Annotated in this window: 10 protein-coding genes; 1 reads left to right on the top strand and 9 read right to left on the bottom strand. The window is 43.7% G+C overall.

Translation table 11 applies throughout. From position 1 onward, the window contains the following. Positions 1-56: 56 nt before the first annotated feature. The 5 genes from MKX68_RS26555 to MKX68_RS26575 all read right to left on the bottom strand — a co-directional run bounded on the left by MKX68_RS26555 (position 57) and on the right by MKX68_RS26575 (position 8,362). The gene (locus MKX68_RS26555; protein ID WP_340914706.1) at positions 57-1,682 is read right to left on the bottom strand and encodes a response regulator; all 1,626 of its coding nucleotides are present in this window, start codon (positions 1,680-1,682) and stop codon (positions 57-59) included. After that, positions 1,667-3,424 (bottom strand): sensor histidine kinase, encoded by a 1,758-nt coding sequence (locus MKX68_RS26560; protein ID WP_340914707.1) that lies wholly within the window; start codon positions 3,422-3,424, stop codon positions 1,667-1,669. Before MKX68_RS26560 ends, MKX68_RS26555 begins: the two co-directional genes overlap by 16 nt. Before the next feature lie 57 nt (positions 3,425-3,481). Then, the gene (locus MKX68_RS26565) at positions 3,482-5,161 is read right to left on the bottom strand and encodes an extracellular solute-binding protein (RefSeq protein WP_340914708.1); all 1,680 of its coding nucleotides are present in this window, start codon (positions 5,159-5,161) and stop codon (positions 3,482-3,484) included. 125 nt (positions 5,162-5,286) lie between these two features. Continuing rightward, positions 5,287-6,837 carry a glycoside hydrolase family 43 protein gene (locus tag MKX68_RS26570; protein WP_340914709.1) on the bottom strand — a complete coding sequence of 517 codons (1,551 nt, stop codon included), beginning with the start codon at positions 6,835-6,837 and terminating at the stop codon, positions 5,287-5,289. Between the two features lie 7 nt (positions 6,838-6,844). Then, positions 6,845-8,362: a glycoside hydrolase family 43 protein gene (locus MKX68_RS26575; protein ID WP_340914710.1), complete on the bottom strand. Its 1,518-nt coding sequence runs from the start codon at positions 8,360-8,362 to the stop codon at positions 6,845-6,847. 163 nt (positions 8,363-8,525) lie between these two features. Between MKX68_RS26575 and MKX68_RS26580 the strand changes: the two genes are divergently transcribed. Next, the gene (locus MKX68_RS26580; RefSeq protein WP_340914711.1) at positions 8,526-9,395 is read left to right on the top strand and encodes an AraC family transcriptional regulator; all 870 of its coding nucleotides are present in this window, start codon (positions 8,526-8,528) and stop codon (positions 9,393-9,395) included. A 122-nt stretch (positions 9,396-9,517) separates the two neighbouring features. On the opposite strand, the gene MKX68_RS26585 is transcribed toward MKX68_RS26580, so the two are convergent. The 4 genes from MKX68_RS26585 to MKX68_RS26600 form a co-directional block, all read right to left on the bottom strand. Continuing rightward, the gene (locus tag MKX68_RS26585) at positions 9,518-11,212 is read right to left on the bottom strand and encodes an ABC transporter substrate-binding protein (protein ID WP_340914712.1); all 1,695 of its coding nucleotides are present in this window, start codon (positions 11,210-11,212) and stop codon (positions 9,518-9,520) included. 275 nt (positions 11,213-11,487) lie between these two features. Then, positions 11,488-11,763 carry a barstar family protein gene (locus tag MKX68_RS26590; protein ID WP_076212098.1) on the bottom strand — a complete coding sequence of 92 codons (276 nt, stop codon included), beginning with the start codon at positions 11,761-11,763 and terminating at the stop codon, positions 11,488-11,490. Between the two features lie 14 nt (positions 11,764-11,777). Continuing rightward, complete coding sequence (locus MKX68_RS26595) at positions 11,778-12,212, bottom strand: ribonuclease domain-containing protein (protein WP_338594711.1); 435 nt, start codon at positions 12,210-12,212, stop codon at positions 11,778-11,780. A 258-nt stretch (positions 12,213-12,470) separates the two neighbouring features. Continuing rightward, complete coding sequence (locus MKX68_RS26600) at positions 12,471-13,232, bottom strand: alpha/beta hydrolase (RefSeq protein ID WP_340914713.1); 762 nt, start codon at positions 13,230-13,232, stop codon at positions 12,471-12,473. Positions 13,233-13,296: the final 64 nt, after the last annotated feature.

The following is a 13,296-nucleotide window of genomic DNA, read 5'->3' on the forward strand; positions in this document are numbered from 1 at the left end:
TACATCCTGCTTTTTTTGTGGTTATTTGGGTTTGGTCGATTCCAAAGGATTCACTATTAACGTACCAAAAGGGATTCCCGGTATTCTTGGGGAGTCATTCCCGTTATTTTCTTAAAAAGTCGGGTAAACGAATGTGCAGCCTCGTACCCCACTTGAAGCGCGACCTCACGTACCATAAGATTTGTGTTCTGAAGCAATTCTTTGGCTTTCCGTATTCGGCAGTCGTCAATGAATTCTGACACGTTTATTCCCATTTCCTGCTTAAAGAATCGCGACAGATAGGATGGATTAAAATGATGAAGTTCTGCCAATCTCACCAGAGAGAGATCTTTCTCCAGGTTCTCCTTGACGTAACTGCATAAGGAATGAATGACAACGTTAGCGCGTTCCTGTTCATTTGACCTTTTGTAGCGTACTAATTCATCGGCAGCAAGATATAAAAATTGTACTGCATCCTTCATGCATGTATATTCCCCTAAGTGCAGCAAGCTTCGTTGATCCGGGATCTTCTGTTGAAGACCCCAGCGATTGATCGTTGAATGCAATAATAAGGCCAGATTGTAGTATGTCTCCATGGCACGTTCCATCGTAATATCCTGTTGCAGCAGTTCGCCTGCAAGCTCCTCAAATATATCGTAAAATGGCTGAATTCGTCCCGTTTCCAAATATCCTGACATAATCTCGATCCGGTTTGAGATCCGCATGGATTCTTTGGGTACATCAGATGAGAGATCATTGCGATGATCCGTGAGTACCATGGATACACCATCCCCAATTTTCATCCACTGGAGTAATCGCAGACGTTCATATTGTTTGGTTAACTCGGACCAATTGCAGCTTCGACTACTTAATGAAAAAGCAATGGATACGCCGAGTGATACCATGCACGCTTCCTGTACCAGTTCTAGTGTACCTTCTAGAAATCGCACAAGTTTATCATTGGTCATCTCTTCCTCCTGCTTCGGCTGAAGCAGCCAGATCGTATCCCCATAATGGTCCGTTACACTTGCGCACACTGTACGCTCATTCATCAGAGAAGAGCCGATAATGCGAACAGATTCCTGAACTTGTGTGAGGTCCGAACCCTTTTCTGGCGGATTATTGAACCGCCCCAGTATGAGATAAACAGGCAAGTTGATCTGTAATCTTATATCTCGTTTGGATAATTCGTCCTGCACGTCCGTAGTAGAATCTAGAACCGCTGTACAATCTTGAAGTAGTTTCCGCAAATACTCTTTTTGCTGAATCAGTGCAAGCTGCGAGTTGACTTTATGAGAGTGTTCCAACAACTCAACCATGCTGTGACTTCGCCGGATCTCTTCCATCACATCTTCTACAACCGACATCACCTTGTCATAGCCTTCCGTCTTGAGCAAGTAACGCACATTAGACATCTGAAAAGCTTGATAGGCATAATCAAAATCGCTATGTCCTGTCAGAAAAATGACGCGACAATTCGGCCAACTGGCTTGAATCCGCTCTGTCAGTTCCAAGCCACTCATGCCCGGCATGCGGATGTCCGTTAGAACAATGTCAATTCTCGAACGTTGCATCCAGGACAATGCTTCTGTTGCAGAGTAGGCCTTACATACATCAAGCTGGTCGGGTATATGTCTGGCGAACGTTTCATAGAGACTATCCGTAATAATCTCCTCGTCATCTACAATCAAAAGTCGATACATTCGTTTTCTCCCTCTTTCCACTGGATTCGAATTGTGACTTTTAACCCTTGCAGTTCACTTCTGGATAGGAAAAGGCCACTTCCTTCTCCATACGTCAGGATCAGACGTCGATGAATATTTATTAACGCGGTCATTTCGTCTGTACCTCCGTCCTTATGCAAGCGTTGTTGAAGAGTTTGAATGTGTTGCTCTTCCAACTCATTTCCATTATCCTCTACGGTGATCTCGGCATATGAACCTTCCATATTAAACCCAATAATGAGAAGACCGGAGTCCGTATTCTTTTCAAGGCTGTGTTCGTAGGCATTCTCAATAATGGGTTGAATAATGAGTCTGGGAACTTTAATATGTTCCATCTCAACAGGTAGTGAACCAAAATCAACTTTGATTCGTCTGGAGAATCGTAATTGTTGAATCTCTGTATAGATTCGTGAATGCTCAACTTCCACTTTCAACTTCACATGATCGGTTTCATTCCGGGTAATGAACCTGAAATACTCTCCAAGCATGTTCGTGAATTGCTCAATACGTTCGGTTTCTCCTGTCCTTGCCAGTGAATTCAGAATAAAGAAACTATTGTACAGAAAATGAGGATTAATCTGCGATTGAAGCTGTTTCAACTCGGCCCGCTGCATCATCAGTGTTTTCTTGAAATCTCGATCGATCAGGGATTGAAGATTTTCAATCATTAAATTGAAACGGGTGTAGAGGAAGCCGAATTCATCCTTTCGGTTGTGCGCAATGGGGACATCAAGCATGCCTCCCTCCATTTTTTTGAATCTTTTCACCAACAACAGTAACGGGATATGAATCAACTTGTAACTTGAATAGAGATACGCCGTGATGGCAACAAATGATGTAATTGCAAACAGCCAAGCCCAATGATAGAACTTGCTAAGTGGCTTGGTAACAATTGCCTCGGGTAGATATGTAGCTACGGATAAGCCCAGGGAGTCCATATGTAACTGACTAACATGGTACATGGTGTCCCCCACCTTCATCCGAAAGCCATCAAGTGTACCCTCTACACTGTGCTCACGGAAATTCGCGAGAATAACACTAGCTTGATGTTTATCTGTGATGGCATGCCCCGTTTTGTCCTCAATCAGAAAGGTTGAACTCTCCGGGTACAAATTAAGCCGTGTGAGTTCATTCTGAAAATGGTATGTATCCAACTCCACCTGAATGACAAAAAGCGGAGGTTCTCCTCTCGTGCCTGTCAGCCTAACGGCACTTAAGTTCAAAGCATCCTCTTTCACAGTGAAACGTGTACCTTTTCCTTGCATGCCCGAACTGAAATATAGATATGAACTTTTATCGAAATCATCGATGCCTTGGATCGCGGATATACTCTTGCCAACAGAAGGGATATGAACATGAACGTTTTTGATATAAGCAGTGCTATTCTTGAATGAAGCGAGTCGTTCAGTCAGGTAATTTAATGTATCACGCCGCTCAACCTGATCCATCATGTCCCAGAGAATGGCCAGACGATTGAGTTTTCGATCCTCAACGATATCAAACTGCTGTAATTCCATCCATTCTATCTCTCTGTTCAATTCCACCACATATTGGTTCAACCGTCTTTCCGTTGACAACGATATTTCCTGGCTTGCATTGTCATAACTCCAATGATACAGATACACGCCAAGAAGAATAAGAGGGAGCACAAATACCAGATAGGTGATTATTAATCGCGCAAATATACTGTTAAACCATGATTTAGCAGGGATCTTGATCAATGCATTCACCTCCAATGCCAAGGGCTGATTGGGTTCCTTGTAAGAATAAAGTGAACATTAGCGCTCCTTTGGCTTGCTGGTGCGAAACCACGCGTTAACCTCTGATGTGATCTGATCTCCCCCCAGCTTGCGCCAGTTCTCAACGAATTGATCAAACTCATCTATCGACCTGCCTAGAATAATGTTCATATAGGCTTCAAGCTGAAGGTCTCGAAGAATAATTTGTCGATCAACCATCGTGTCCGTAATGCCGCCAGTGAACTGATCATAGAGAAGTTGGCCGTTCTTCTCGTAAGAATCTGCAATGCTAAAAGCACCCGATGGCCCATAGGTTTGTTTCCAGCCCCAGCCGCTCTCTACATCTTCCGTTTCATAGGCCACAATGCGTTTGTGAATGGCGAGAGCTTCATTCTGAAGAGCGGAGAAGGCTCCTGTACTTCTGGCATCACGAATTTGTTTGTATGCATCTATATTTTTATTACCGGGAAAAGGAGTCACCGGTGATAGCATCCACACAGCTCGGGAGTCGTCGTTGTAGTATGTTTCATACTGTGCCTGATCTCCCCAGTTGATGTCGAGATGCAGATTCATGAGCTTTACAACAACCTCCGGATTAGAGAAGCCCTTTTTTACAGCAAAATATTGCCCCGTGTTGGAACGTAGCGGTACGAACAGACTCCGGTCCGACTTGGCAACAATGGGATATGCCTGCCATTCTACATCTATATCTGTATCACGGGTGCTCTGAAGCATAAAGGATGTCCACTGTTCGCCGTAGAGCATCCCTATTTTTCCATCCTGAACTAAACGAAACGCCTTGCTTCCACTTTTATAGCCAAAATCCGGATCAAGTTGGCCTTCACGATACAACGTTTGCAGTGCTTTCAGAGCCTCTCGAACTTCAGGCTGTATACCTCCATAAGTGAGGTTTCCTTCTGCATCTTTAACCCATATATTAGGGTAGGCACCGTAGCCTGACATCAAGCCTGCAGCTCCCATAACTGGATCCCATAGATGGTTTGTTAGCGCAAGTCCGTACGTATCCTGCTCTCCGTTCCCGTCAGGATCTCCTTCTGTAAACGCTTTCGAAACTTCGAGGAGTTCTTCCATCGTTTCAGGCGGCCGTAGCCCCAAATGCTCCAACCAATCGGTTCTAATCCACAGGTACTGCGCAGTCTCAATCGAGGAAGATGATTCGGGAATAGCCATGAGTTTACCATCAATGGTTGCCGCATCAAATGCTCCTCTTCCCTCCGCCTCCAATATACTCTTTGTAAGTGGGGAAGCATACTCTTGGTACACATGGGTTAAATCTTCGATCATTCCAGCGTTGCTCAGTTGTCTAAGTTGATATGGGTTTACTTTTACCACATCTGGGAAACGTCCTGCGGCAAGGGATACACCAAGCTTCTGATTGTATACATCTCCATTAGCAATCCAGTCATAGTGAATTTGAATACCTAGCTCTTTCTCGTACAAACGAGTCCAGCGATTATCCAGCATCGTCTCACCAGGTAACTGACTAATCATGCGCTCAAGGTCATCTCCGGTTTCCCTGACAAAAGAGACTGCTATGGGAGGAGAATACCTCTCAAACGTAGCGGGAAGTTGAATCTGTTGCCCATCTTGCTGCGGATGATGTTGTTTGGTATTACCTTCGGTATGACCTGCTGGTATGGACACAGCAAGGAACAGAATGAAGGTCCATCTTGTTATGTCCAGACATCTCTTATACATGACGACATGCCCCCAGTTCGGTTTGAACAACTCTCTTCTCTCTGTCAACTTTGGATCCATATCATTGTACAACAACTTGTAATTATTGAATACGAAAAGCCGCCGTTGGGCGGCTTTTACATATTTCATTGTTTCTCATCAGGGTTAATCACACGATATTCAAAATTCGAAAAGTCAGCTGTTCCTCCAACCATCTGGGTTGAATATACAAACACCCCCGTTCGGCAACCCATAAAATGATCCAGTTTATATATCATTTTATGGACAATCCCTATATCTCTCCATTTAACCCCATCGAAATAAGCAAAAGAGCACTCATCCAGATTGTTCTCAAAATTTCCGAATGCTTTTAGTTTAACTACTGGATCTGATACCGGGATACGTTCATGTTCAGTGGCTGGCTTCTGGTCGATCAGATTGCCAAATATGGTGGAATCCTCACTATCTCTGGCATGCATGACCAGGTAAAACTTGCTATCCTGCTTCGTAAGAGCGATCATACCGTATGAACCGATCAGAAAGCACAATCCGGCATAATCCCCATCATTTAGACAACTGCCATCAAGCGTAACCATTGCTTCGCAAGCGGGCCCCATTGAACGCTGGGTTAGTGTGTTTACCGCAAACGTCAGATTTGGGCTGATCTGTCCCGTTCGAACACGATACACCCCCGATTTCTCTGTGACGGACCAGAGTTCATTGTTAGGTGTATGATTCCATTGCCAAAAATCACGGAGGCGGACGCTTCCATCTTCTTCGGGTTCATAATTGAAACTGTCGCTACCTACTAACGGGTTATAACGGTGCTCTGGTCTCGTGCTAGGGATCTCAATCTGCTTAGGCGCTTTGCTTGCAAAAACCGGTATACCTTGATCAAAATGTAGAGGAACCAAAACAGGAACCCGGCCAACAGCCCCATGATCCTGAAACAGCATTGCATACCAGTCTCCATCCGGTGTATCCACGATACCGCCCTGAGCAACACCTGAATTGAAATAATCCATATCGTCATTGAATACTTCTCCACCAGTGAAGACATCTTCCAGAGAGTCGGCCATATAAAACGCCTGTGTTCTCCGTCCGGAAGCTTTCGTTATATGAATCAGGAATACAATATATTTCCCGTTGATCTTGTAGAAATGTGCCCCTTCATAACCAAGGTGATGAGGCTGCTCATCTTTTACGATCAAGCGATGCACTCCACCAGGTTTGGGCCCGGACAGATCAGAGCTTAATTCGGTCAGATAGATCTCGGTATTACCGTACACGAGATATGCTCGTTCATCATCGTCAAAAAATAAGGAGCAATCATGGTAAAACCCTTCCACGATCTGTTTCTTCCATACTCCCGAGATGGAGGTCGACGTATACAAGTATGTCTTACGGGTTTCATTCGCAACAAAGATCACATAGAACATTCCTTGATGATAGCGGAGTGATGCAGCCCACATGCCTTTACTATAAACGTGATGACCATCCACCAACCGTTGGGCAGGTGTATCGTCCAATGTGTCGTATACATATGTGGCTACTTCCCAATGGATCAGGTCATATGAACGCAGGATGACACATCCCGGCATCATATGCATGGTTGTACTGACCATATAATATGTGTCTTCTACACGAATAACGTCAAGATCCGGGTAATCGGCCCAAATAATCGGATTCGGATACATACTTTAATTACACCTCATTTTGTCTGTTAAACTTCCATTCTCTTAAAAGGATGGTTGAGCTGTCTGTTGAACTTTTAAGCTTAATATATAAGTCTTGCACACCTTTCGCACCCGTAACATTAGTTGTTAGTTCCATCCAGTGAAGGGATTCGGTCGCAGGCGGAACAATGATTTCTCCAATTAACAGTCCGTCTGCACGATCAAGTCGAAGTTCTAACGTACCTTCGGTTCCTTGATTCGCAATCGTGGCTGTGAAGGTTGTGGGTCCTTCACTTTCAAAGTCCACCTTCGATATAGCTATCCAGCTGTCATTTTGCAGTTTAGCGGAAATCATATTCGAATCTGATGCAGACATCTCACCAGAGTCAAGATATTGCTCTGTTGATACTCCGCTACTCCATCCAATCGTTGAACCGCTTACCCGCCCATAAGGATCGAAGCATTTGATTTGATCTACGCCCTGATAATCGGCATGTACCTTCTTGATCTTACCCGTGGCCTCATCATGTTCGACTCGATTCAGATGTGTTGAACGGTAACCTTCGGGAATATCCATGGCTTGGCATAATGTCTGGGCATGATAGGCAATGTACCATTGATCCGATAGTTGAAATATAGCATGGTGATTGTTGCCGCCAATATCAAAAAAGTGTCCTGGATTCTGGAGTAGCGTACCCTGATATGTCCATGGCCCCATTGGCTGAACACTGGTCATATATGCAATCTCACCAGGTGGTGGGCTGTCATCTGGCCGATCACCCTCAATAAAATTGGAACAATACGTAAAGTAGTAACTATTATTATATTTATGTATCCCTGAATCTTCAAACATATAAGGCGCCTGAATAACCTTCGCTTTGCCAACAACGCTGATCATATCGTCTCCCAATCGCATCACTCTTGCGGTATCCGGTCTTTCTGCTTTCCCCTGTGGAATACCACCACCGAAATATATGTAGGCCTGATGATCATCATCTACAATGACAGCCGGATCGAATAGCCAGGTTACTTCCTCCACTCCCGGAGTCTCTCTTGTAATAAGTGCTTTTCCTATAGGGTCTATCCACGGACCTACAGGTGTGGGTGCAGACAGTACACCTATTCCACTGGCATTGTTGGCGAAATAAAGAAAGAAACAGTCCTTGCCATCCAAGATTCGATGAGCAGCTGCCGGGGCCCAGGATTGCGAAGCCCATGTTGCTGCGCCTTGAGGACCAGCAACTCTGATCTCTCCATGATCGGTCCAGTTGATTAAGTCATCCGATGAAATGACCGTAATCCGGTTGATTGAACTGTAGCTGTTTTTCTGAGGAAGACCGTCCTTATCATATTCCAGCTTATCACTAGTCATATATAAGTAGACTCGATTGTTAAATACTAAAGCATAGGGATCGGCTCCAAATTTGTGGGCCACCAAAGGGTTACCGTTGGGACGAAGCTTTCCAATCTCCCCTGGAATACGCTCCAGATTGGCAGCTTGGTCTTGCTTTTGCTCACCAGCTTGTGGTGTAGAATGATGATTCATCAAAAGAATCCCCCTATAATCGTTTTTAGTTGTGTCTTTTTACGAGAAAGCGTTTGCAATACAAAAGGTATCATGATAGGATGATTACATTTTAAGGTAAGCTGAGTACAATTTCATTGCGTTAACCGCTCTATTTATTGCGTGAAATGACGGGAGGTACTTCATGAGCGGATCCTCTGAGTGTTTTTATGATCCCATCCAGCCTGAGTTCTTATATCTACACAGCGTAACGACGTATAAGCTGGAAACGAGCTATCATCGCCATAATGCATACGAGATCTACCTGTTTCTTCGTGGCAACGTTCACTTTTATGTAGAAAATCGATGTTACCATGTACAGCCTGGTGATCTGCTTGTGATGTCACCCGAGGAGATGCACCGAGCCTTTATTCTGGATGAATCTGAGTATGAGCGAATTACAATCAATCTCAAAAAAACATATCTATTTCAACTTTCCACACCATCAACCAATCTATCGTCATGTTTTGATCATCGCCCCAAAGGAACAGGCAACATCGTACATTTAGACGACGATAACTTGAAACAGATGCTGCAATGTACAAACGAACTGGAAGGATTGCTTGCTTCCGATGCTTATGGCACCGATATCAAAATAAATGCAGCCGTAGCCCAATTGTTGGTCATGATTAACGTCTGGTTCCATAACAATTCCTTTGTTCCCAATGACATTATGCCTGAACTGGTTCGTGAAACCATGGATTATATTGAAACACATCTAAATCAAGACATTACGCTTCGCAAACTTGCCGAAGTGTTCTACATGAATAGTACTTATATCAGCCGCCAGTTCAAAAAGCATACTGGATTGACCATCCGTTCCTACATTTTGGGTCGACGTATTGAACGGGCCAAATTCCACCTGTCAGAAGGAATGAGTATTACGGATGCATGCTTTCAATCGGGCTTTAGTGACTATGCCAATTTTATTCGCAGTTTCACCAAAATGGTCGGCATCTCCCCCGGTAGATATATCAAACAAAGACGTGATGCAATGGAAGCTTTGCCACAATAATGACAAGCTCATTCAATGTAAACTAAAAAACATCAAGCCATCCTGCATGGCTCGATGTTTTTTTTAGTTCTTGATATACTTCGGATCTGCAAACAATTCATTATTGTAATTATATCCGTAAGTTAATTGATCTCTTTTCCCGTCCACAATCGAACGCGATCTTTAATCCACTCCGTATACTGCTGTTCCATGCCTACTGCACCTGCATTATCAAGTTCAGCAATCATATTGTCATATATGCCTTCAAAGGCACTCGGAGAGGATGTAATCGCTTCGGCGATCCGTTTCTGAATAATATCCTGCGTTTTCTGATACACAACGTTATAATCCCCGCTATCCGAAGGTATCGGCATATTGTAAGCCGCGCCCCACTCTTTCACCGGAAACTCTTTTTCAGAAGGGAACAAGTCCTTCCATGTAGTTATGCCATAACCTTTCAAAGCTTCTTTTTCCTCATCAGAATAACTTTGCTGAATCTGTTCAGGATAATTCGTTGTATAGTAGTTATCCGTTGAATCTTTGACACCATCCCCGTAGTGAGCACCGAAAATGTAATACAAGCCTACTCCGGTTTCTTTGGTGAATGTGTTATTGTCTTTGTTTTTACGTTCCTGTACATCGGCTGGGATGGTGCGAACACCCTCCTCCACGTTATATTGCTCGCCTTCAACGCCCCAGTTTCTCAATACTTGCCCTTCTTCAGAAGACATCCAATCCAAAAATTTGATGGCACGGACAGGATCTTCACAATCGACTGTTATGCCAATACCATAACCATCAAAGCCGATATTCTGGAAATCTTTACGTTGAAAACTGTCATCTAACGTTACCGGATAGAATCCGTAGGTCATATCGTCTTTCCCTGCGCTTTTCAACGCATTTTCCGCATCACTGAATCCCCAGCTTGGATCAAGCAAGGATAACACGCGACCACTGGCGATTTTGGACTTATACTGGTCATCCTTCTGAACAAAACTGTCCTTGTCCAGCAAACCTTCATTGTACATCTTGTTCAACCACCGGAAATATTCCTTCTCCTCAGGACGTTTGTAATGTAGAACGGCTTCGTAGGTGTCAGGATTGATGAAATACTCACCATCTCCAGGTCCTCCAGTAGACATGACAGCGGGATCAGTAACAGTGATCATTCGCCGCCATCCATCTGCACTAAGCGTCAGCGGAATTGTGGGTTGACCATCATCTGTGGTCGGATGTTTCTCGTAATATTCACGTAGCACATTTTCGAAATCGTTTAAGGTTTCGATCTCAGGATACCCGAGTTCCTTGACTACACGATGTTGAATGGCAGTACCATTCGTCGCATCGAAGCTGACCTGATCGATTGCACCATTCGTTGGAATCCAATAGATTGAAGGATCGTCATTGCTGTATTTCAACCGATTGAAGTGCTCACCGTAGATCTTTTTCAAATTGGGCGCGTGTTCTTCGATCAGATCCGTCAAATCAATCATTGCCCCGGCATCAACGAGTCTAGTCAAGTTACCTTTTGGGAAGATCAAATCCGGATAATCGCCGCTGGCAGCCATCAGGGAAATGCGGTCGTTTCCACCTCCGCTCGAAATATCGAATTCTGCATCAATACTTACACCGGTTTCTTCCGTAATTTTCTTCCCTACAGCATCCTGCATTTTGTTCCAGTTCGGACTTGCATCTGCCCCGAAGAATGTAAATGTGATCGGGCTGTTGGGGTCACTCGTATTTGATTCGGAATTCTCTCCAGCGTTTCCGCAACCGGCGGAAACTAGCACAACACTTGTTACGAGACATGCTCCTAGCATTTTTGAAATGGCTCTCATTATTTTTCTGCCCCCTAAATGGTGTTAGTCGTAATAACCAATCTAGACCTTACGATGGTTCGCTTTGAAATAGTATACGCTTACATATTCAACCGTTAGTAAACGATTACAATCCTGCCTACCCTATTCCATGTTTAAAGTATAAGGAAGTCTAATCACCCCAACCTTGATTATTAAGCCATGAAAATAGCATGATCTAGACATGTGTCTCAGTAAAAATGTGAAGACCAAAAAAGCGATGGTTGCCCATCGCCTCATAAAATCAAACCTGCTTTTCAATAATATAATTCCAACGTAAATCCTAGGATCTCCCCTTCCACATCACGCAACAATTCCATGACCTGGTCAGCGTAATCTCCAAGAATCTCTTTGCTTTTCTCAAAACCAATCCATTGAACAGTAAGCGGCATGCTTACAGCCCCAGTCAAGACATCCCATAGTGCGTCCAAATTGCCTCCATAGCTCTCGTCTAACTCAAGCTGGTTCTGCAAAATTTGATGAAGCTCTTCCTTACTGTGAAAGTCGTTTCCGTTAATCTGAATGATGCTCATATCATTTCCTCCGTTTATTTTAACTGTTCAAATGACTTGTAATGATCTGTCGTCTGGTAGATTAGACCGTCATTTGAGTATAGAATTCGGTCGCTTCCGCGCCGTCCTCCTGAGTAATTTATATCGGCTTCATACCATATGCGGCCTTTTTTCTTGGGAAGTAGTCCTTCCCGGTTTCCGAACACGTCGCCGCCAATGCTTTTGCCTGGAGCGACTTCATGTAAATTCCCTTCACTTGGTTCCCAGCCCAATTCCCTGGCCTCTTTCTTGGTAATGTAATTTGGTGGGAGTTCATTATGCTCCGAGATATAATTGGCAACCTCATCAAATCCCATATCCTCCGAAACTTGAGGCGATCCAATATCAAGTACAGACTCTGATGTACAACCCGAGAACAATAATGCAGCGAGGATGATCACTAACGTGTAAGCAAATTTTCTGAAAAACATATTCTTTTCTCCTTTTGGTGTTCTTGCTCTTGTTGTCTTCCATTTTACTGCTACTTCGATGACAATGCCTTTAATGTTAACGATTTGTGGTAATTAAAGCAATTCTGTAACCCTATTATGGAGTTGAAATTCAATCAATAAAAGCAGTTAACCCTGCTCCATTGAGGCATACTCGTATCCTTCAACAAAAAAAGCCGCTAAAAAAGCGACTTTAATCGTACCACGGATCATTACCATTCAACACATAAATTTAATACATTATTTTAAATTATCTATCCAGTTCCCTAATGCTGCTACAACCTCTTCCAACTGCTCTTCTTCCGTAATAGCAGGCTGATTATCTCCTTTTTGCATGCCATATGAGCCAAATTGACCGTGATTTCCACCCTCGATACTCACATATGTCGTGTCTTCCGGAAGATTTGCTTTGGAGTTCTCCCAATCTTCCCTGTTAAGCACTCCGTCATCCGAGCCTGTAATCTGTAAGATAGACAAGTCCGTATTCTTCAAGCTCCCCCCTTTATCTGCATAGGAAGCCAAGAAAAAGACGCCTTCCAATTTCTCATTGTGCTCCGCAGCATACCGTGATGCGAATGACCCTCCCAATGAATGTCCGCCAATAACAAACGCTTCGTTAGGATGTTCCTCGATAAAGGAATCAGCCTTGTTTTGACCGAAAATCGCCAAGTTTATTGGCATGTTTGCGATATATACGCGGTGACCCTGTTCTGCGATTTCTCTGGCAAGTGGAGAATAACTTTCAGGTTCAACCAGACCGCCTGGATAAAAAATAATATTCGGTTTGGTTATCTCTATACCCACGGGTTCAAATCGGTAACCGTCCTTAATCTTGGTGACATTAACCTGAGCATCACTTGTCATCGCCGTTTCCGCTCGTTCAGAAGGACTATACGTAACCGAATTGAGATATACGAAAACGCCGGCCACGATGATAACGATGGACAGGATCGTACACATGATTATCTTTTTCCATTTGTTTGTACGTTGTGCTGTTTTCAACCTAAAAACCACCTTGTTATGAGGATAATGTGTTTTCTTTTTTAACTCTCCATTAATTATACTT

This window comes from Paenibacillus sp. FSL M8-0212 (assembly GCF_038004645.1).
In the GTDB taxonomy this organism is placed as follows: Bacteria; Bacillota; Bacilli; order Paenibacillales; family Paenibacillaceae; genus Paenibacillus.